20 protein-coding genes are annotated in these 20,431 nt (G+C 34.6%); 15 read left to right on the top strand and 5 right to left on the bottom strand.

Annotated elements, in window-relative coordinates; all coding sequences use genetic code 11:
• Positions 1 to 141: 141 nt before the first annotated feature.
• Positions 142 to 1,575, top strand: coding sequence for an alpha-amylase (locus K0R77_RS09725; protein ID WP_300351793.1), 1,434 nt, complete (start codon positions 142 to 144; stop codon positions 1,573 to 1,575).
• Positions 1,576 to 1,713: 138 nt separating this feature from the next.
• Here K0R77_RS09725 and K0R77_RS09720 read toward each other — a convergent pair whose 3' ends face one another.
• Together K0R77_RS09720 and K0R77_RS09715 are read right to left on the bottom strand one after the other, a co-directional pair.
• The gene (locus tag K0R77_RS09720) at positions 1,714 to 2,127 is read right to left on the bottom strand and encodes a thiol-disulfide oxidoreductase DCC family protein (protein ID WP_300351791.1); all 414 of its coding nucleotides are present in this window, start codon (positions 2,125 to 2,127) and stop codon (positions 1,714 to 1,716) included.
• A 9-nt stretch (positions 2,128 to 2,136) separates the two neighbouring features.
• Positions 2,137 to 2,595, bottom strand: a complete 459-nt coding sequence (locus tag K0R77_RS09715) for a heme-binding domain-containing protein (protein WP_300351789.1) — start codon at positions 2,593 to 2,595, stop codon at positions 2,137 to 2,139.
• A gap of 226 nt (positions 2,596 to 2,821) precedes the next feature.
• On the opposite strand from K0R77_RS09715, the gene der reads away from it, so the two are divergent.
• Both der and upp read left to right on the top strand, forming a co-directional pair.
• A complete protein-coding gene (gene der, locus K0R77_RS09710; RefSeq protein ID WP_300351787.1) occupies positions 2,822 to 4,132 on the top strand; it encodes a ribosome biogenesis GTPase Der in 1,311 nt (436 codons plus the stop codon).
• A gap of 101 nt (positions 4,133 to 4,233) precedes the next feature.
• Positions 4,234 to 4,884, top strand: coding sequence for a uracil phosphoribosyltransferase (gene upp / locus K0R77_RS09705; protein WP_300351785.1), 651 nt, complete (start codon positions 4,234 to 4,236; stop codon positions 4,882 to 4,884).
• On the opposite strand, the gene K0R77_RS09700 is transcribed toward upp, so the two are convergent.
• The gene (locus tag K0R77_RS09700) at positions 4,885 to 5,574 is read right to left on the bottom strand and encodes an alpha/beta hydrolase (RefSeq protein ID WP_300351783.1); all 690 of its coding nucleotides are present in this window, start codon (positions 5,572 to 5,574) and stop codon (positions 4,885 to 4,887) included.
• 89 nt (positions 5,575 to 5,663) lie between these two features.
• Entirely contained in the window at positions 5,664 to 6,317 is a 654-nt protein-coding gene (locus K0R77_RS09695) for a ComF family protein (protein ID WP_300351782.1), read from the bottom strand.
• A 95-nt stretch (positions 6,318 to 6,412) separates the two neighbouring features.
• On the opposite strand from K0R77_RS09695, the gene queD reads away from it, so the two are divergent.
• From queD to K0R77_RS09675, 4 genes are all read left to right on the top strand, one after another.
• A complete protein-coding gene (gene queD, locus K0R77_RS09690; protein WP_300351780.1) occupies positions 6,413 to 6,859 on the top strand; it encodes a 6-carboxytetrahydropterin synthase QueD in 447 nt (148 codons plus the stop codon).
• A 26-nt stretch (positions 6,860 to 6,885) separates the two neighbouring features.
• The gene (locus K0R77_RS09685) at positions 6,886 to 7,659 is read left to right on the top strand and encodes a UDP-2,3-diacylglucosamine diphosphatase (protein ID WP_300351778.1); all 774 of its coding nucleotides are present in this window, start codon (positions 6,886 to 6,888) and stop codon (positions 7,657 to 7,659) included.
• Positions 7,660 to 7,854: 195 nt separating this feature from the next.
• Positions 7,855 to 8,844 carry an acyl transferase gene (locus K0R77_RS09680; RefSeq protein WP_300351776.1) on the top strand — a complete coding sequence of 330 codons (990 nt, stop codon included), beginning with the start codon at positions 7,855 to 7,857 and terminating at the stop codon, positions 8,842 to 8,844.
• Positions 8,845 to 8,876: 32 nt separating this feature from the next.
• On the top strand, positions 8,877 to 9,422 hold the full coding sequence (locus K0R77_RS09675) for a hypothetical protein (protein WP_300351775.1): 546 nt from the start codon (positions 8,877 to 8,879) through the stop codon (positions 9,420 to 9,422).
• A gap of 47 nt (positions 9,423 to 9,469) precedes the next feature.
• Here K0R77_RS09675 and aqpZ read toward each other — a convergent pair whose 3' ends face one another.
• Positions 9,470 to 10,186 (bottom strand): aquaporin Z, encoded by a 717-nt coding sequence (gene aqpZ / locus K0R77_RS09670; RefSeq protein WP_300351774.1) that lies wholly within the window; start codon positions 10,184 to 10,186, stop codon positions 9,470 to 9,472.
• 236 nt (positions 10,187 to 10,422) lie between these two features.
• Here aqpZ and K0R77_RS09665 point away from each other — a divergent pair, with 236 nt between their 5' ends.
• From K0R77_RS09665 to K0R77_RS09630, 8 genes are all read left to right on the top strand, one after another.
• A complete protein-coding gene (locus tag K0R77_RS09665; RefSeq protein WP_300351772.1) occupies positions 10,423 to 11,040 on the top strand; it encodes a DUF5715 family protein in 618 nt (205 codons plus the stop codon).
• 80 nt (positions 11,041 to 11,120) lie between these two features.
• Positions 11,121 to 13,055, top strand: a complete 1,935-nt coding sequence (locus K0R77_RS09660) for an ABC-F family ATP-binding cassette domain-containing protein (protein WP_300351770.1) — start codon at positions 11,121 to 11,123, stop codon at positions 13,053 to 13,055.
• Positions 13,056 to 13,369: 314 nt separating this feature from the next.
• A complete protein-coding gene (locus K0R77_RS09655; protein WP_300351769.1) occupies positions 13,370 to 13,726 on the top strand; it encodes a hypothetical protein in 357 nt (118 codons plus the stop codon).
• Between the two features lie 225 nt (positions 13,727 to 13,951).
• Positions 13,952 to 16,336, top strand: a complete 2,385-nt coding sequence (locus tag K0R77_RS09650) for a TonB-dependent receptor (protein WP_300351767.1) — start codon at positions 13,952 to 13,954, stop codon at positions 16,334 to 16,336.
• A gap of 52 nt (positions 16,337 to 16,388) precedes the next feature.
• Positions 16,389 to 16,985 (top strand): hypothetical protein, encoded by a 597-nt coding sequence (locus tag K0R77_RS09645; protein ID WP_300351765.1) that lies wholly within the window; start codon positions 16,389 to 16,391, stop codon positions 16,983 to 16,985.
• Positions 16,986 to 17,126: 141 nt separating this feature from the next.
• The gene (locus K0R77_RS09640) at positions 17,127 to 18,461 is read left to right on the top strand and encodes a trigger factor (protein ID WP_300351763.1); all 1,335 of its coding nucleotides are present in this window, start codon (positions 17,127 to 17,129) and stop codon (positions 18,459 to 18,461) included.
• Between the two features lie 284 nt (positions 18,462 to 18,745).
• Complete coding sequence (locus K0R77_RS09635; RefSeq protein ID WP_300351761.1) at positions 18,746 to 19,810, top strand: PKD domain-containing protein; 1,065 nt, start codon at positions 18,746 to 18,748, stop codon at positions 19,808 to 19,810.
• Positions 19,811 to 19,828: 18 nt separating this feature from the next.
• Positions 19,829 to 20,371: a hypothetical protein gene (locus K0R77_RS09630; RefSeq protein WP_300351760.1), complete on the top strand. Its 543-nt coding sequence runs from the start codon at positions 19,829 to 19,831 to the stop codon at positions 20,369 to 20,371.
• Positions 20,372 to 20,431 lie beyond the last annotated feature (60 nt).

The raw sequence follows: 20,431 nt of genomic DNA, 5'->3' as shown, positions 1-20,431 counted from the left end.
AAGTTTATATTTTTTTAATAAAAATGGTACAACAATTTATACACCAATTTTAAAATCAAAGTAAATTATTTTGTGTTTTATGAAATTTATTTCGCAAAAAGTGTAATTTAGTTGCCAGTATAATAATTAAAAACCTTTTATATGAAAAAAACACTTTTTTTAGTTTCTCTATTGGCTTTAGGCATTATCAGTTCTTGTCAGAATAGTGATGACACGATCAACGAAACACCTAAACAGTTTGAAGTACATGACAAAACGGTAAATGTTACCACTCATGATGGTAGACCTTTCAGTACAGGTGCCTCTTCGGCAAATGGAAAATTCGTTGCAGGTCCGGGAGGCGGAGTAATGATGCAGGGCTTTTACTGGGACGTTCCGGATGGTGGGGTTTGGTGGAATACCGTTAAAGATAAAGTCACCGATTGGTCAAATGCGGGGATGAGTGCAATTTGGCTTCCGCCGGCTTCAAAGGCGCAAAACGGTGCTTATTCAATGGGTTATGATCCTACAGATTACTATGATTTCGGAAATTACAATCAAAACGGAAGTGTAGAAACCCGTTTCGGATCAAGAACTGAACTGGAAGCATTGATTACAAAAGCTCATGCAGAAAACATGCAGGTTTATGCCGATATTGTAATCAATCACAACAGTGGCGGACAATCCCAGGCAAACCCTTTTACGGGAACAAACACGTGGACAGATTTTTCCGGCGTTGCTTCAGGTAAATTTCAGAGAAGCTATAATGATTTTTACAAAAATTCTTACGGCAATAATGACGAAGGAGCTTTTGGAGGTTTTCCTGACCTTTGCCATGCCAATCCTTATGTGCAGAACTGGCTTTGGGAACGTGAAGATTCTGTCGGAAAATATTACAAAAATGTAATGAAATTTGACGGTTGGAGATTTGACTACGTAAAAGGTTTCGGACCTTGGGTTGTCAATACATGGAATTCTAATATCGGCGGCTTTTCTGTCGGAGAATTATGGGATTCTAATGTGAATACTCTGGAATGGTGGGCAAATAATGCAAACAGTTCTGTATTTGATTTTGCTGCTTACTACAAAATGGATGAAGCTTTTGATAACGGAAATCTGAATGCTCTGAATGATGATATGATGTGGAAAAGAAATCCTTACAAAGCTGTGACATTCGTAGCCAATCATGATACGGATATCATTAATAATAAAAATCTGGCTTATGCGTATATTTTAACTCATGAAGGTTATCCTACGATTTTTTACAGAGATTACGAAGAATGGTTAAATAAAGAAAGACTAAATAACCTGATCTGGATTCACAATAACAAAGCAACAGGAAATACTTCTATTCTTTATACCGATAATGATGAGTATATCGCAAGAAGAAATGGCTACAACGGAAATCCTGGATTAGTTGTGTATATCAACAGTTCTTCAAACTGGCAGGAAAGATGGATCCAGACAAACTGGGCGAGTCAGCAAATCAAAGACTTTACAGGTCATTCATCTTGGTATCCTACAACTCAGGGAGACAAATGGGTGAAAATTCAATGTGCGCCAAACAGCTATACAGTTTGGTCATTAAATCAATAATTGAAAAAGGAGAGCGATTTGCTCTCCTTTGTTTATAATAATGTTTGTCGTTCCGGAGGGATTTCAGTATCGTAATTTAAATATAATTTAGATTCCTTCGGAATGACAAACTCTACGGTTAATTATTTAGTAAAAAAATTAAATCTCAATAAATTTCTTTCTCTGATGAGGTGTCGGCAAATAACATTTCTGGTTTGCAAGTTTCATCCTGTTTTCCGAAATTTTATCATAAACTTTATCTCTAAAAAAAGACGGAAATATTTTCCCCATTGCCGAAAGTTTGTAAATTCCGCCAAGTAAATTAGCTATTTTTAAAACGGCCTGAGATTTTGTAAAATAGTAGCTTTTGGGTTTCCAGAGATATAGGGTGTTGAATTGCTTGGTTTCTAAACCTCTTTCAGAAAGAAACTTCTGACCGAATCCTGATTGCAGAGAAGCAAACATAAATTGGTCGTTTTTATCCCTTTCCAGAATCCATTGAACCCAAAAATTACAGACGCCGCACTCACCGTCAAAAAATACGATATGTTTATCGTTCCAGTTTTCCTGCATGATGTTTTTTTATTGCATTTTTATCTTGGTATCTTCTATTTGTTTCTTAAAATAAGTAACAAGTTCTTTCCTTTGCTGATCAGTCAGTTTAGCATCTTGATGTCCGATGTAATATGATTCTAAAGGCATTTCTTTCTTTTCAATCATTTCAATACATTCTTCCATTTTGTGTATTTGTCTTTTAGGTTCATACATTGCAAACGTAGAGAAATTTAAATGCTTTCTGCCTTCGTTGATATTGTTCTTTAAAAACCAGGAAGACGGAGCAATGCTGGAATACCAAGGATATTTCGTTTCATTTGAATGACAATCATAGCACGAAGTATTGATGGTCTTTGCGATATTTTCCGGAGTGTTTTTAATTCTCAAAAAATCCATTCCTTTGTTTACAGGAGGATTGGTTTTGTCGATAGGAAAAAACTGAATGATGACAAACGCAACCAGCAATATAATAAGTATTTTTTTCATAACTAAATTAATAAGTTGGATATTGATTAAACCAGATCTCATGCCTAGCTATAAATTTATGAAAAAATATTGAGTATAGATTTGTGAATTAGATATTTGGAAAAAAACGCTTTTAGATTTCTAAATAATAAACCTTATCTTTGCAAAAAATTGGGCTCCAATAGTTGGAGTAACTCATTGATAATCTGATCCTGAGTGCAATCTCATGGGTTATTAAACATTTTTTATGTCAAATATTGTTGCAATCGTTGGGCGTCCCAACGTAGGAAAATCCACACTTTTTAATCGTTTACTAGAAAGAAGAGAAGCTATTGTAGACTCGACTTCCGGAGTTACTAGAGACCGTCATTACGGAAAATCTGACTGGAATGGGGTAGACTTCACCGTCATTGATACAGGTGGTTATGAAGTAAACAGCGAAGATGTTTTTCAGGAAGAAATTTCAAAACAGGTACAGCTAGCGATTGACGAAGCGACGTCAATTATTTTCATGATGAACGTAGAAGAAGGTCTTACAGACACAGACTACGAGATTCATGAGATGTTGAGAAGAGCAAAAAAACCGGTTTATATTGTTATTAATAAAGTAGATTCTGCTAAAGAAGAATTGGCTGCTACGGAATTTTATCAGTTAGGAATCGAAAAATATTATACATTATCATCTGCTACAGGCTCTGGAACAGGTGAGATTCTTGATGATGTAGTTAATGATTTTCCAACTACAGATTATAAAGATCCGTTCGAAGGTCTGCCGAAAATCACTATTGCAGGTCGTCCAAACGTAGGGAAATCTACTTTGACGAATGCTTTGCTTGATGCGGACAGAAATATCGTAACCGATGTTGCCGGTACTACAAGAGACAGTATTCAGACGCTTTACAATAAATTCGGACACGAGTTTGTTTTGGTCGACACTGCAGGAATGCGTCGTAAGTCTAAAGTAAATGAAGATTTGGAATTTTATTCTGTAATGAGGTCTATCCGTTCAATCGAATTTTCTGATGTCGTGATCATTATGGTTGATGCGACTTTAGGATGGGAATCTCAGGATATGAATATCTTCGGTCTTGCTCAGAAAAACAGAAAAGGAATTGTGATCGTTGTCAACAAATGGGATTTGGTTGAAGATAAAACAACAAATACCGTAAGAGATTTCGAAAAATCAATCAGAGATAAAATCGGTCAGTTCAGCGATATTCCGATTCTTTTTGTTTCAGCTTTGACGAAACAGAGAATTTTAAAAGCAGTTGAAATGGCAATGGTTGTTTATGAAGACCGCAAGAAGAAGATCAAAACTTCAAAATTAAATGAAGTAATGCTTCCGATCTTCGAACGCACACCACCACCTGCCAACAAAGGAAAGTTTATCAAGATTAAATATTGTGTACAGCTTCCGACACCATCGCCACAATTTGTATTTTTCTGTAACTTGCCTCAGTATGTAAAAGAACCGTATAAAAGGTTTACAGAAAATCAACTTAGAAAAGAATTCGGCTTCACCGGAGTTCCGATTGAAGTGTATTTCAGACAGAAATAGCCGAAGATATAAAGGTTTAAAATCATAAAATCCCTCTCAGTAAATTTCTGAGAGGGATTTTATTTTATATTTCATAGTTTTGTTATCAGAATAATCAAATTATGACCGTAGAGCTATCTAAAACTTTTTCTTTAGTTAATGTATGGATTAACGAGCTTCGAAATGTAGAAATTCAGCATGACCGAATGAGATTCCGCAGAAATATGGAACGCATAGGAGAAATTGCAGCTTTTGAAATCTCTAAAGATTTAGAAACAAAGGAAATTGAAATTCAGACACCTTTAGATACTATAAAAGTTCAGGAAATTGCCGTTCAGCCAGTGATTACAACGATTTTGCGTGCGGGAGTTCCTTTGTTTGAAGGGATTTTAAATTACTTTGACAAAGCAGACTGCGGTTTTGTGGCGGCTTACAGAAAGCATGATGCCAACGATTATTTTTCTATAAAACAAGATTATTTAACCTGCCCTAATATTGATGGAAGACCATTAATTGTTGCAGACCCAATGTTGGCAACAGGAGCTTCTTTAATTGAAGCCATAAAAGATTTGCTGACCAACGGAACTCCTTCTCAGCTTCACATTGTTGCAGCAATTGCATCCAAGCAAGGTGTGGAAACTATTGAAAAAGCTTATCCACAAGCAAAAATATGGGTGGGAGCCATTGATGAAAATTTAACTTCAAAAGGTTACATCACGCCAGGTTTGGGCGATGCCGGAGACTTGAGTTATGGGGAAAAACTTCAAAGATAATTAAGGTATATTCCAGAAATCTTTCATTAAATCAAATAATAAATTTGTTCGTACTTTTTCCATAGGATGTTTCGTGTCAGGAAGTACGGCTAATTTTGCATACGGAATTGTCTTATAAACATTGATGCTTTCTTCCAGACTTACCATGTTATCTTTGTCTCCGATCATGATCTGAACGGGAATATCAAGTGTAGATAAATTATCACTTTTCAGAGGTGGATTTTTACCTAAAGAAATCATCATTTCAGCAATTGCGGGAAGTAGTTGTTTCCATTGACTGCCGTGCTGATTTTCTAATTGTTCGGCATAATTGGGGATTTTTTCAATAATAACATCAGGATTTAGCATTCTACTTTCTTTCAGGGCCTGTTCTTCCGTCCAGTCAAATTTTGTTCCTAAAGTCATGATCGATTTTACAGCTGAAGGATTTTCCAAAGCATAACAAAGCGCAACGTAACCTCCCATACTGTGCCCGAAAATATGAACGTCCTGCAGATTTTCTTTTTCAATAAATTCAGCTAATTCTTGTGTGTATTTTTCAATGGTAATTCCGTTTTCAGGTAAACTGAGATTTCCATGTCCGGAAAATAAAGGAGTATAAATGTTGAAATAGGTTGAAAGTTTTTCTAAATAAGGATTAAAAATATCACTGTGACCTAGAGCTCCGTGCAATAAAATCAGGTTTTTCATAACTAATTAGTTTGCCAGAAAATTAGCAAAAACATCTGAAATAAAGAATTAAAATTTTTGTTAGACAAATATTCGGTTAACTCATAAGTTTACTCGTCCATCGCCATCACCAAAACACTTACCTTATTGTTTCTTGAGTTTAAAATTTCCCATGCAATCGTTGAAAGTGTATTTCCTGTGGTAAAAACATCATCAATCAGCAGAATGTGTTTTCCGGAAATTTCTTTTGTAAGTGAAAAAGTATTTATGGTTTCCAGGCGATTTTTTTTATCTTTCAAAGCCTGGGCTTTAGAATAATGATTTCTTTTGATCAAATCATGATCTTGCGGAATTTTATAAAAATCTGACAAAGTTTTTGTGAAAAGGTGAAGCTGATTGTAACCTCTTTCCTTTTTCTTCTTCGGATGCAGCGGAACGCTCACCAATAAATCAGGTTTTCCTTTTTTAAAATCCAATCGTTCTGTTACCCAATCAGCGAGGATTTTTCCGGTTTTCTCTCTGCTTTTATATTTTAATTCGTGAATGATCTTTCTGCTCAGATTCTCTTTTTCAAACTGCATCAAGGCGTAAGCATTCTCCACGGGAAATAGCAATTTACATTTTTCTTTAAGATTGTTTTCTTCAGGATATTCAAAATGGGTAAAGTGAATGTGTTCAAAACAAATATTGCAAACCAAAGCATCGGAATCAATAATCCTGTTGCAATGAATGCAACGATTCGGGAAAAATAAATCTAAAATCATTTGTGTTTCTTTGAAGATAAATTTAATGAAAATTTCAATACATAAGCATTTTGTCTGAGTCTAAATTTTCTAATCAATTTCTCTATCTTTGCACCATGATACGTATTACAAAAATTTTTACATTCGAGACTGCTCATGTTTTATACAATTATGACGGGAAATGTAAAAATATGCACGGACATTCTTATAAACTTTTCGTTACCGTAAAAGGAAAACCAATCAACGATCTGGAAAATCCCAAGAATGGAATGGTAGTAGATTTTGGGGATATTAAAGCAATCGTGAAGGAAGAAATTGTTGATGTTTGGGATCATTCAGTTTTGATCAACGGAGTTTCTCCACACAGGGAAATGGGTGAAGAATTGGAGAATAAAGGTCAGAAGGTAATTTACTGCAACTTCCAGCCGACCTGTGAAAATATGTTGTATGCCATTGCTGCAAAGATAAAATCAAAACTTCCGGCAGATGTTTCTTTAGCGTATCTAAAGCTTCATGAAACTGAAAATTCTTACGGAGAATGGTTTGCAGACGATAATCAATAATTTTTTCAGAATTTAAAATTGAAAAGGTGCTAAAAACAACCATTAATTTAGAGCCCGGAAAGAAGGTGTACTTTGCATCAGATCAGCATTTTGGTGCGCCGGATCCGAAGCAGAGCAAAATTCGTGAAGAAAAATTTATCCGCTGGATGAATGAGATCAAAGAAGATGCTCAGGTTTTATTTCTGATGGGTGATTTGTTTGATTTTTGGCATGAATGGAAGCATGTGATTCCGAAAGGTTATGTGCGTGTTCTTGGAAAAATCGCTGAATTAAAAGACAGCGGCGTTCATGTTTATTTTTTTGTGGGAAATCATGATCTTTGGATGAAAGATTATCTGGAAGAGGAAATTGGTTGCACTGTTTTTTACAAAAAACAATATTTTGAGATTGCCGGAAAACAGTTTCTTCTGGCTCATGGTGACGGTTTGGGACCGGGTGACAAAGGATACAAGAGGATGAAAAAAGTCTTTACAAATCCTGTTGCGCAATGGTTTTTCAAATGGCTTCATCCTGATATTGCAATGAAAGTGGCTTTGTATCTTTCACAGAAAAACAAGATGATTTCGGGAGATGAGGACAAAGCTTTTTTAGGGGAGGATAAAGAATTTTTGATTATTTATTCAAAAGAAAAACTGAAAACAGAGAAAATCGATTACTTTATTTATGGTCACAGGCATTTGCCGATGGTTTTGAATTTGAATCCGGATTCAAAATATATCAATCTCGGAGACTGGATTTCTTATTTCACATACGGAGTTTTTCAGAAAGATTTTGAACTGAAAACTTTCGAACAGAAATAAAAAAAATTACCTCCGAAGAGGTAATTTCCGAATAACAGTTTCTACGGCTGTTATTTCTAATCCATATTCCGCAGATTGATTTGCAATAACCTGACCAATTTTTTAGTTTTAATATTAAAAAACCGTGAAGTTTTCATTTATAGTTGCTAAATGATTCAGAATGGATCAATAAAGCTTTAAAAAATATTTAAAAAATTGAAAAGCATATTTGACATAAAAAACGAGCAGGAATTTCTGGATGTGGCACTGACAACTTTTCGCTATCAATACAAAAATATTGAGGTCTACAGAAAATTTGTTGATTATCTGAATCTTGATGTTGAGAAAATAAATTCGTTAGATAAAATTCCGTTTTTGCCGATTGAAATGTTTAAAAATCATCAGATTTTGGATAAAAATATTTCGAGTGATCTGTATTTTCAAAGTTCGGGTACAACGCAGATGAATTTATCTAAACATTTTATTGCAAACGAAAATATTTATCAGGAAAGCATCTATAAAAGTTTCGAGCAGTTTATCGGAAAGCCTGAAGACTTTATTTTTTTAGGGCTGCTTCCTAGTTATCTTGAGAAAAAAAATTCTTCACTGATCTACATGGTTGATTATTTGATGAAGAAATCTGGTAAACCTGAAAACGGTTATTTTCTTTACAATCATGAAGATTTATTTCAGCTTTTACAAAATTTAAAAGACAAAAAAGTCATTCTCTTCGGAGTTTCATTTGCTCTGTTAGATTTTCTTGATTATTGTCACTCAAACTCTCAACTACTCGAAATTTCAGACACATTAACTGTTATAGAAACTGGTGGAATGAAAGGCCGGAAAGAAGAAATGACAAAAGATGAACTTTTAAAAATTCTTCAGAATGGTTTTAAAACTAAAAAAATATACTCAGAATATTCTATGACAGAATTGCTTTCGCAGGCATATTCTTTAGGTGAAAATATTTACAAATGTCCCAACTGGATGAGGGTTCTGATCAGAAATGCCGAAGATCCTTTCGGATACGAACAGGCAGGAAGAACGGGGGCGATCAACATTGTCGATTTGGCAAATATTCATTCGTGTTCGTTTATAGCAACTCAGGATTTAGGTAAATTGCTGACTGATGATGAAAAGAAATTTCAGGTCTTAGGAAGAATTGATCATTCAGATATTCGCGGATGTAGCTTGTTAGTTAGTTAAAAGAACTTTGCGTTAAAATTAAAGTATTAAAAGTGTTAAAGATAGAAGAGCTTGTTCACGCTTACATTCATGCAAATTGCGATTTTGAAAAGGAAATTGTTCTCAGTAATCATTTCCATTCAGATTGGGAAGCAGATATTTTGATTATTGATTTTGAAGGTTTCAGTCACGAAATTGAAATTAAACTTTCAAAAAGTGATTTCAAAAATGATTTTAAAAAATCATACATCAATGCTAAAACCGGAGAGCAATTTCTAAAGCATGATAAAATATGTTGTGGCGATTATCCATGCAATTCGTTCAGCTTTTTGCTTCCGATGGGAATGATTGAGCATACTCAAATTCCGGAACATTGCGGAATTATTGAATTTTATCACAATGTAGATAATTGGGAAACGGAGTTTTATCTCATTCGCCCACCTAAAAAAGTACATGAAGATTCTTATTGGAAGCTGAATGACAAAGATCTTTTCATCCGGAAAATGGCTTTAAATTTACTTCAGCGAAAAATGGAAATCAAAGGAAAGCATGAAGAGCTTATTTTTAAAAATCCTTTTGAAATAAAGAAACTGAAATAGAAAAATCCTGCCATAAGACAGGATTTTGTTTTGATATGTAGTTGTAATTATTTTGCCTGTTCAGGTCTTTCCATTAATAAATTATAAGTGAAAGCTGCTGCAACCCCGCCTAAAACAGGAGCAACAACAAATAACCATAATTGTGAAAGTGCTGCGCCACCTGCGAAAATTGCCGGACCAATACTTCTTGCAGGGTTTACAGAAACTCCGGTAACTTTAATTCCTACAATGTGAATCAAAACCAAAGAAAAACCAATCGCTAAACCTGCGAAGCCTCCATTGATATTTTTCGTAGAAGTTGATCCTAAAATCACCATCAGGAAAATAAATGTGAAAATGAATTCTGCTACAAAAGCTGCGGTAGTATTATAAGCGTCTAAATATCCTGTTCCCCATCCGTTGGAACCCAATGCCCATTCTTTCATTTCTGCACCAGGATGATTTGTGAAAATCACATAAAGAATTCCGGCTCCGATGATTGCACCAATGATCTGTGCAATAATGTATCTGATTGCCTCATTCATTTTCATTCTTCCGGCTGCAACCATTGCAATTGAGATTGCGGGATTGATATGACATCCCGAAATGTGTCCGATTGCGTAAGCCATTGCGACTACGCTTAAACCGAATGCGAAAGAAATTCCCAGAAGTCCGACTCCTGTAGTGCCGTCTGCGCCTGCAATTACTGCGCTCCCGCATCCCATTAGAACAAGTACCATAGTACCGAGCATTTCTGCCACAAATTTTGAAGTTTTTGAAATCATCTTTTTATGTATTTTAAATTGTAAAGCGAATGTACAAAAATTAATTATTCAGCATTATAGTTAATAAAATAAAATGTTTTCATTAATTGGTTTACTTTCTTGTTTTTAATCTATTATTGTTTGAAATTGTTTGTTAAATTTCTACTCATAAATTTTTATGTCGTTTTATTAAATTAATATCTTTGGCAAATAACAAAATCTGCAATTTTCAAATTTAAATTTTCAAAATAGTTTCTATGAGGAAGTTTTTGTACATCATTCCATTGGCATTTCATCAGCTTGTTTACGGTCAGGCTTCAAAGAAAACGCTTCCTTGCTATGATCTTACCGAAGTTTTGAAAGTAACACCGACTGCGCTTTACAAACCTCATTTAGATGCTTCAAAAAGCTTTAATGTAAATATTCTCAAAAATACTTCTCAGGTTCAGAAATATATTAATAAGGGTAAATTTCACAGCGTAAAAAAGACAGGAAAAGGGTATAAAGTTCAGAAGCTCGATTACAGCAGACCTTATTTGGTTTCAAAAGCTAAAGCTACTTTAGAAAAAATGGGAGCGAGATTCAGTAAAGAAACAAAAGGGCACACTTTTACTGTTTCTTCCATTACCAGAACGTTGGAAGATCAATGCAGATTACGAAAAGTTAATACAAATGCATCACTCGGAATCAGCTCACACAATTATGGTAATTCTTTCGATATTTCTTATGTGAGATTTAATAATAAACTAAGACCAGACCCAAAAATGGAGGTTGCCCTGGAAAAAGTTTTAAAGTATTATGCCAATGCAGGGCGTATTTTTTACATTAAAGAGCGACAGCAAAGTTGTTTTCATGTGACTGTCAGGAATTATTAAATTTAAAGTCCTTTATTTTCCGTATTTTTGCACCCGAAAAATATACAGTAGACATTATTCATCATTAATTATTCATAAAGATGCTTTCGGTTCAAGGTTTAGGCTTACATCATTCGGGAAACTACTTGTTTCAAAACGTTAATTTCACCATTAAAAAGGATGATAAAATTGGTTTGGTTGGTAAAAACGGAGCGGGGAAATCCACTTTGTTGAAAATGCTTTCCAAAGAAATTACTTTTTATGAAGGAATTGTAGTTCCGGAGGGAAATATCACCATCGGTTTCTTAAAGCAGGATCTTGATTTTGTGAAAGGAAGAACCGTTTGGGACGAAACGATGCAGGCTTTTGAGCAGATTAATGCATGGAAAAATGAATTGGAGGAAGTCAATCATCAGTTGGCAACAAGAACCGACTACGAAAGTGATGCCTACACCGATATCATCAACAAAATGACCGAGCTGAATGATCTTTTGATGCATCATGACGCTTATAATCTGGAAGGTGATATTGAAAAAGTTTTGTTTGGTTTAGGTTTTAAAGCTGATGATTTCCAAAAAATAACGGATGAATTTTCCGGAGGCTGGAGAATGAGAATTGAATTGGCAAAACTGCTTCTTCAAAAAAATGATTTGATGCTTCTCGATGAGCCTACCAATCACCTGGATATGGAATCCATTATCTGGCTCGAAAACTTTTTGAAAGATTATCCCGGAGCAATCGTTTTGGTAAGTCACGATAAACAGTTTATGACAGCGGTTTGTAACCGAACTTTTGATGTAAATAACAGGAAGGTAGACGATTACAAAACCAATTACACTAAATATTTGGTCATGCGCGAAGAGCGCCGTGAAAAACTGATTCAGGCTAAAAAGAATCAGGATGCGGAGATCAAGCAAATGGAAGATAACATTAATAAGTTCCGTGCGAGTGCTACCAAAGCATCTTTTGCACAATCGCTTATTAAAAAATTAGATAAAATTGACCGTATTGAAGTTGATAACGAAGACGTTTCTAAATTCAATATTCGTTTCCAACAATCTGTTGTTCCCGGAAAAGTAATTTTCGAAGCAGAACATTTAGGGAAAGCTTACGGTAAAAAACAGATTTTTGATGAGGTAGATTTCATTGTTCAGCGAGGCGACAGAATTGCTCTTCTTGGACAAAACGGACAAGGAAAAACAACTTTAGCTAAAATCCTGGCCGGAGATATCAAAGATTATTCAGGTTCTTGGAACTTAGGTCACAATGTGAATATCGGATATTTTGCTCAAAATCAGGAGGAAGTTTTAACTCCAAATAAAACCGTTTTGGAAGAAGCAGAAGATTCTGCAACTGAAGAAACCAGACCGAGAGTAAGAGATTTGCTGGGATCTTTCTTATTTCAGGGTGAAGCGGTGAATAAAAAAACAAAAGTACTTTCCGGAGGAGAAAGAAACCGTTTGGCGCTTTGTAAACTGTTGCTTCGTCCTTTCAATACATTGATTATGGATGAGCCTACCAATCACCTTGATATTCAGTCTAAGGAGATTATCAAATTGGCTTTACAGAAATTTGAAGGAACTTTGATTGTGATTTCTCACGACAGGGAATTCCTTCAAGGACTTTGTGACAAAATTTACGAGTTCCGTGACGGAAGAATGAAAGAATTTTTAGGAAGTGTGAATGAATATCTTGAATTCAGACAAAAAGAATCGATCAGAGAGATTTCTGCTGAAAAAGCAAAGCTTCATGATGAGGATGCGAAGATTGTAGAAAAGGCAAAAGCTGAAGAAAAACAAGCCAAAGCTGAAATTAAATCTACTGTAATCGTAAGCAAAGAGCAAAAAAATATTCAGAATAAAATCAAAAAAGTAGAAGAGAAAATTTCTGAACTGGAAATAACCATCGAAAAAATGGAATCTACTTTTACTACAGAAAATCCTTCTGAGGAAACTCTAGAAAAATACAATAAAACGAAAGAAGACCTTGATGCGGCTTTGCAGGAATGGGAATATCTTGGAACTCAGCTTGAGTAATCTTTTTTAAAAATATAAATAATTAGGATGGGTTTTAAGCTCATCCTTTTTTTGTGAAAACTTTAAACCTTCAAAGTAGCGTTTTTGAAAAAAAATCATCTTCAAAGATTTCAACTTATTAAAAAAAAATTGGCGAATAGCTTTCAAAGCTTGTTAAGCCTCGTAGAAGCGAAATGTTTGTAGAAAAATATCCGAAGAATAATTTTGAGCTCTGTAGGAGCGGCACTCAATGTAAATGATTACAATCGTTATTAAATAACCATAATTTAATCTTTATTTAAAATCTTTTAAAATATTATTCTTATTTTTACCAAATGATTTTTAAAGAAAGCGGACAATTGAAAAGCTTCATCTCAAAACTGTTGTTTGGGATCTACTTTCTTGCGCTGTTTTCTTCAAGTTTTCACAGTCATGATTCTTCTGACGTTTTTATAGGTTTTAATCTTAAAAAAACAGAAAACACTATTTCAAAAAACCTTGCCAAAGAAAAAGCCGGCGACTGTTTGGCTTGTCATTTCTTGTCAACCGGAAATACTTTAATTCCTGAAGAGTTTAATTTTACTTTAGAACATTATACTCATAAAGTAGAGCAGATTCTTACTGTTCAGGAGAAAATATGGTCTCAGACCAAGTTTACTTTTCAACTTCGCGGTCCTCCCGCAATTTCATAATTCATAGACTTTTTCGGATTTTTTTTTGACTTAAATTTTTAATATTTAAATATTTCTTGATGGAATTATACCATGAAGTCATCGTTAAATTATTAATAATGAAAAATGTATTAAATTATATTTAGGTAAATTAATGCATCGTACAATTTCCATTGTATAAAAAATCCGACCCATAAATTTTTACGAAATGTACTTCTTAAAAAGTACACAATCAATCTATTTACAATGAAATTGATATATAGTTTAATGCTTATCTTTTGTGGATTTGCATTTACAAACGCACAACAGACTTACGCTGTAGAAGGAACTGTTCAGGATTTTCACGATAAAACAATGCTGGAAAATGCAGTGGTGAAAATCGGTGATTTCACTACAAAAACAGGAAAAAACGGTAAGTTTTCTTTTGATAAAATTCCTGCGGGAAAATATATACTCATTGCTAAACATCCTGATTGTAATGATTATACTGAAAATGTAGGAGTTACACAGGATTTGCATCTCACGATCACGCTTGAGCATCACGTTCAGGATATCGAAACGGTTACAATTCACGGAAGTCATAAAAGTAACGGTTCTTTAGTAGTTAAAACGCTCGATAAGTCTGAAATTGAGAGAAATTCCACGGATAATTTAGGGAATTTATTAACTAAAATTTCAGGGGTTTCTGCGCTAAAAACCGGAAATAATATTTCAAAACCTATTATTCATGGGCTTTACGGGAGCAGGATATCTATTTTGAATAACGGAGTAAAGCTTGCCGAACAGGAATGGGGAGTTGAGCATGCGCCAAATGTTGATATCAATAATTTTCAACATATTGATGTCATTAAAGGTGCTTCAGCATTAAAGTATGGAAGTGATGCAATTGGCGGAGTTGTCATTTTAGAACCCGAAATCTTCCCGAAAAAAGATACGATCAAAGGTTCGATTGGGCTTTCGGGGATTTCTAACGGAAGAGGTTTGGCTCTGGATGCGGATGTTGCCAAAATCTGGAAAAACGGATGGGCTGTAAAATCTGGAGGAAGCATCAAGAAATTTGGAGATCAGCATACCCCTGATTATAATCTGATGAACACTGGAATGGATTTTTCTTCCTTTAATTTTACCGTTCAGAATAATTCTTATGAAAAAGGAATTTCATTTGATTATTATTTAACAAACCAAAATATTGGAATTTACAGAGGTTCTCACGTTGGAAACAACGAGGATTTCTATAATGCAATAACTTCTAAAATACCCGTTTATACAGGAAATTTTAGTTACGATATCGACAATCCGAGACAGGTAATTGAGCATCACATTGCAAAAGTTTCCGCCTTTAAAAGATTTGAAAATATAGGGAAAGTTTCTGCAACGTACAGCTATCAGTTTAATCACAGACAGGAATATGACATCAGAAGAGGTGAACTGAAAGATACACCTTCTTTGGATCTGGAATTAATGACGCATCAGTTCAATCTTAATGATTTACTGGAAAGAGGGAAGTTTTCTTTGGAAACAGGAATTGACGCAAGTTTTCAGAACAATTATTCAGATCCTGCGACAAAAGCGAGACGTCTGATTCCGAATTATGACAAATATGCTGCTGGAATTTATTCGATTTTTAAATATAAAATTTCACATGATTTCAATGTAGAAGCCGGTGCGAGATATGATTTCACCCGTTATGACGTGACCAAATGGTATGACAAAAGTGATTGGGAGAATAGATATGCAGATTCTTATCCTCAGTTTTATGTAAAAACAGATCAGAATAGAATTTTGACTCGTCCTCAGTTAAATTATCAGAATTTTTCATTCAACGCGGGTCTGGAATATCACCCAGCTTCTAATTTTGATTTGAAATTTAATTATGCAAAAGTGGGAAGAACTCCGAATATTGCAGAATTATTTTCTGACGGATTGCATCACTCGGCGTCGGTGATCGAAATTGGAGATATGGGGCTGAAAAATGAACAGGGACATCAGTTTAATTTAACAGTTGATTCAAAATTCAATGTGTTGAAAGGATTGAATATCTCTGTGAATCCGTATCTTTTTATCACTAAAAATTTCATTAATGAAGTTCCGACGGGAGTTCAGAATACAATCAGGGGAGTTTTTCCAGTTTGGTCTTATCAGCAGATTGACGCAAAAATGTATGGGGTAGATCTTGATGTTAATTTTAAACTCACAGATAATCTGACCTATATTGGAAAAGGAAGTTATGTTTACGGACAGGATGATACTCACGATGTTCCGTTGATTTTAATGATGCCTTCAAATTTTTCCAATGCATTGCAATTCAGTAAAGAAAACTGGAATAAGTTTTATTTTACGTTAGAAAATCAAACGTTTCTGAAGCAAAACAGATTTCCGGTTTATAATGCAGCCATTCCTATTTATATAAATGGGGAAGAAGTAGAGAGAACGGTTGATTTGAGTACTCCGCCAAACGGTTATTCTCTTTGGAATATCCAGACAGGAATCAGTATCAGCAAGAATCTTTCTGCGGGTCTTATCGTAAATAATCTTTTCGATGTTTCGTACAGAGACTATCTCAACCGTATGAGATTCTTTGCGGATGAGGCAGGAAGAAACTTTATTTTAAACTTTAGATACAGATTCTAAAGATTTCAAAAAAATTATTAAAACAAAATTTACAATCTTAAAATTTACAAAAATGAAATTATTCAATACAAAAAATATCATCAAATTATTAGCTGTTTTATTTATTACCATTACAGTAGTTTCTTGTCAGAGAGACGGATCTGCAGCAGAAGACGACCTTCCACAGGAAGATCTTACCAATATTATTTTAAAAGTAAGAGATATTTCACCGGGAAGTACAGCTGCAGCAATAGCATATAATTACAGTATGGGAGCAGGTGGAGCGCAGGCAATTCAATTACAGGATGGTAAAACTTATGAAGTCATAGCGGAGTTTAAAAATGGAAACGAAGATGCAACACAGGAAATTAGAGATGCAAAAGATGAACACTTTTTAGTTTTTAACTTTCCTAATTCTGATATTGTTTTGACACGTACAGATGATGCTTCTTCTACAAGAGCTGATGGAAAAAGAGTAGGATTGAAAACTGAATGGGTGGTGAATAAAGCAAAAAAGAATCTTGCTGCAACAAGCCAGTTGATTTTTACACTTTATCATGAGCCGGCAACCGTTTCAGAAGAGTCTGAAGTAAGCGGAAATGGTATCATTTACGGAAAACAAACCGGAGGAGAAACAGACGCTCAGGCAAATTATAATATTACTAATTAATATCTCCTTAATCTTATTAACAAAAACCACTGAATTTTTCGGTGGTTTTTAATTTAACAATATTTGGCTTTATAAGTTAATTTTAATTGATAGATTTTCATAAAATTTTCATATTTTTGCAACCTAAAATTTTAATCAATAATGAAGGTTACCGCAAAAAACCATGATGATGTAAGTGCATTGCTTACAGTAACATTGGAGAAATCTGACTACAAAGAAAAAGTAGAAAAGCAATTGATTAATTATGCTAAAAACGCACAGGTTCCTGGTTTCAGAAAAGGAAAAGTGCCTTTAAGTATGGTTAGAAAGCAATATGAAGCAGGCATTGCATTCGAAGAAATCAACAAGCAAGTTTCTGATGCTTTAAATAACTATATCAACGAAAACAAATTAAGATTAGTTGGTCAGCCAGTTCCTCAACCTGTAAATGATTTCAATCATAACGCAGAGAAGTTGGAAGTTGCTTTCGAAGTAGGTTACGAACCGGAATTTACTATAGATTTAGCTAAATATGAAGCTCCACACTATAAAGTAGAAGCTTCTGAAAAGGAAATCAACAAAAGCATCGAAAACATGCAGAAACGTTTTGCTGAGCAGGTTCCGCAAGACAAGATCACGAAAGATTCTTATATCAATTTAGAGATTTCTCAGGTTGTAGAAGAAGATGCTGAAGGTGAGCACCACCACCATCCGAAAAATGTTACCATTACTGCTGAAAACAAAGATGCTTTCAAATTGGTAAAAGGTTTGAAAATGGATGAGTCTGTAAAAGTTTCTAAAGAAACTTTAGCTGCTGACGAAAAGTTAGCTAAAGAATTAGGATTCACTAAAGAAGAAGCTGAGCATTTGCACCACGCTGAAGTAGAAGTGAAAGTAAAAGATTTCTACAGCTTAAACCTAGCAGAACTTAACCAGGATCTATTTGATAAAGTATACGGTGAAGGAAACATCAAAACTGAAGAAGAGCTTAAAGATAAAGTGAAATCTGAGTTAGACGAATACTTCCAGCAAAATGCTGACGTACATTTCGTAAACAAAGTATTAGAGCAGGTTTCTGAAAAAGAAGAAGTAAAACTTCCTGAATCTTTCTTGACTAAGTGGTTGGTATTCTCTAATCAGAACATCCAGACTGAAGAGCAAGCTAAGGAGATTCTTGAAAACGAGAAAAACCAGTTGAAATATCAGATTATCGAAGGTAAATTGATGTCTGATAACGATATTCAGTTAGATTATGCTGACGTTTTGGCTCAGGCTGAGCAGTTGGTAAGAAATCAGTTGGCAATCTACGGAATTCACCATTTAGGAGACGAAGAAATCCAGAAATATGCTGTTGAAATGTTGAAAGACCAAGAGCAGGTAAGACAAATCTCTTCTGAAGTTGCCATGGCAAAACTAAAAGATGTAATTCTTGAAAAAGCTACTAAAAAAGAAACTGCAATTTCGCACGACGAGTTTTTAGAAGAACTTAAAAAGTAATTTACTTTTTTATATAAATTAAAACCCACCGATTTGGTGGGTTTTGTTGTTTGCGCTAGTATGGATTTATATTGAAGGTTTAAACAGGATCACATACGTTATAACCATCTGTCTGTATAAAAAAAATTGCCTCCTAAAGTTATTGATTGATGGGCTTAGCAAGCTACATTGCCCTTATTTTATGAAATATATAAACAGAATATGAGGAAACTGTAAAAATATAATCTTAAAAATTTGTCTAAAATTAAAAACGTGAATATATTTGCATCAAACACAAAAACCAAATGAAGAAAAGAAGAATCAATTTCTTACCCAATATTGATCCCAAAATATATATGAGTTTCGGAGCTATCCTGTTCCTGAGTCTTATCTTTTTAGTGTATCAATACTTTCACCACGTTGATTGCGAAAATGCGAACTATTACATTCATGCTGATGAATATATCGTTAACAAAGTTGTTGAGTTCAACGATAATACTGATGGAGCCAAATCCTGGGAGTGGGATTTTGGGGATAGTACCGGTTTAGACAAAAGACAACGTACTCTCCATTCTTTTAAAAAACCAGGAGAATATATCGTAAAGCTTACCATCAATGGAAACTGTACTCACGAGAAACTAGTGACTATTACCAGCATCAGCCAACAAACAGGATATTTGCCGGCAATTATCAGTCCAAGTGTAGTAACTGTAGGAGAAAGCATCTATTTTGATGCTGAGAAAGAAGGCGGAGAATCCTGGGAGTGGAGTTTTGGAGAAACCACAAGAACCGATGCATTGGGGAAAAGCCCTTCCTATAAGTTTAAATCTGTTGGGGAAAAGAAAATTACACTCATCGTAAACGGTGATGTAGAACATACTGCTGTTAAAACAATTTATGTAGCTCCTAAAACTATAAAAGCAAAGCATAAAATTGACATCAAATCTTATGAATTTGAGAGACCTCATGTTGCTTTTTCATTACCAATAGGGAATGCACAGAAAGATCCTCTTGTGGATATGCTGCAATATATTCCGGTTTCTCCAAAGACAAAATCCAAAAAAGATTCTGTCATTACAGAGAAAAATGCTCCTGAAATTTCCAATGAACAATTTCGGCTATTGCTTAATCAGGTAGCTGCACAGACAAAAACAAAGGATGATCTCAAAGATTACCTCTGTGGAAAATATGATATTCCTGTGGTAGTTAATGATGATAAATTGATTCCTTTTGACCAGTTCTGCCAGAATATTGCAGGTAAGAAAATTAAAATCACCGCTCTAAGATTAAATAAAAACCAAAAAAATTGTATCCAGAATATCAATATCCAATATAAGGTTAAGAAATATTTGATTTGGATGAAAGAATAAAAATTAAAACACAAACCGATGAATCAAGAAGAAGTTACCTACAATCAGGAAGTCACCAAAGCAATCAATATTGCCCAAAAAATAGGAAGAGAAAATCTAAACCCCCACTACACAGGAGCACATCTTATTAAAGCCATGCTCACCAGAGATTTGTCTTTGCAAAAACATTTGGAAGCCCTCGGAGTCGATGTATTTTATTTGGAAGAATGGGCAGAAGTAAGAATTGAGGAGCTCCCGAAATCTCCAAACAAATATTCTTGTGAACCCGATGAAATTATTGATGAGATTTTCGCAGAAGCCGATTCTGTGAGAGAATTGCTGGGTGAAGAAGAAATCTCACTTTTTGCCGCGATGGTTGCCATTAGCTCGCCAGGAGTTGCATTTAGCTTTGATCAAATGAAAACCTTTCCGGTTACGCGGAATGAATTGCTGAAAGATGTATCAGCATTCGGAGGAACTCAAGAAATAAAAACTTTAGAATCTTCTAAAAAGATCAACAAGGGATTTGTACAGAAATATTGCATTGTACGTCTTCAAACCAACTTAGACATTTTGGTTTAAATCCTTAAGGAGGATTTTCGGTTTATAAACTTACTAATTTTTGTTGGTTGTACATTTGTC

Origin of the sequence: Chryseobacterium sp., from assembly GCF_029240215.1 — a bacterium.
In the GTDB taxonomy this organism is placed as follows: domain Bacteria; phylum Bacteroidota; class Bacteroidia; order Flavobacteriales; family Weeksellaceae; genus Chryseobacterium.
Note: the sequence above shows the minus strand (reverse complement) of the source record. Positions and strands in the feature narration are given on the sequence as shown.

What these genes read in the sequence shown, in the direction of transcription:
- K0R77_RS09665 (WP_300351772.1), top strand. Translation starts at nt 10,423, where the DNA reads ATGAGGAAGTTTTTGTACATCATTCCATTGGCATTTCATCAGCTTGTT.
- K0R77_RS09715 (WP_300351789.1), bottom strand. Translation starts at nt 2,595, where the DNA reads ATGAAAAAAATACTTATTATATTGCTGGTTGCGTTTGTCATCATTCAG.
- K0R77_RS09655 (WP_300351769.1), top strand. Translation starts at nt 13,370, where the DNA reads ATGATTTTTAAAGAAAGCGGACAATTGAAAAGCTTCATCTCAAAACTG.
- K0R77_RS09700 (WP_300351783.1), bottom strand. Translation starts at nt 5,574, where the DNA reads ATGAAAAACCTGATTTTATTGCACGGAGCTCTAGGTCACAGTGATATT.
- K0R77_RS09645 (WP_300351765.1), top strand. Translation starts at nt 16,389, where the DNA reads ATGAAATTATTCAATACAAAAAATATCATCAAATTATTAGCTGTTTTA.
- queD (WP_300351780.1), top strand. Translation starts at nt 6,413, where the DNA reads ATGATACGTATTACAAAAATTTTTACATTCGAGACTGCTCATGTTTTA.
- K0R77_RS09640 (WP_300351763.1), top strand. Translation starts at nt 17,127, where the DNA reads ATGAAGGTTACCGCAAAAAACCATGATGATGTAAGTGCATTGCTTACA.
- K0R77_RS09635 (WP_300351761.1), top strand. Translation starts at nt 18,746, where the DNA reads ATGAAGAAAAGAAGAATCAATTTCTTACCCAATATTGATCCCAAAATA.
- der (WP_300351787.1), top strand. Translation starts at nt 2,822, where the DNA reads ATGTCAAATATTGTTGCAATCGTTGGGCGTCCCAACGTAGGAAAATCC.
- K0R77_RS09660 (WP_300351770.1), top strand. Translation starts at nt 11,121, where the DNA reads ATGCTTTCGGTTCAAGGTTTAGGCTTACATCATTCGGGAAACTACTTG.
- upp (WP_300351785.1), top strand. Translation starts at nt 4,234, where the DNA reads ATGACCGTAGAGCTATCTAAAACTTTTTCTTTAGTTAATGTATGGATT.
- K0R77_RS09725 (WP_300351793.1), top strand. Translation starts at nt 142, where the DNA reads ATGAAAAAAACACTTTTTTTAGTTTCTCTATTGGCTTTAGGCATTATC.
- K0R77_RS09630 (WP_300351760.1), top strand. Translation starts at nt 19,829, where the DNA reads ATGAATCAAGAAGAAGTTACCTACAATCAGGAAGTCACCAAAGCAATC.
- K0R77_RS09720 (WP_300351791.1), bottom strand. Translation starts at nt 2,127, where the DNA reads ATGCAGGAAAACTGGAACGATAAACATATCGTATTTTTTGACGGTGAG.
- aqpZ (WP_300351774.1), bottom strand. Translation starts at nt 10,186, where the DNA reads ATGATTTCAAAAACTTCAAAATTTGTGGCAGAAATGCTCGGTACTATG.
- K0R77_RS09650 (WP_300351767.1), top strand. Translation starts at nt 13,952, where the DNA reads ATGAAATTGATATATAGTTTAATGCTTATCTTTTGTGGATTTGCATTT.
- K0R77_RS09695 (WP_300351782.1), bottom strand. Translation starts at nt 6,317, where the DNA reads ATGATTTTAGATTTATTTTTCCCGAATCGTTGCATTCATTGCAACAGG.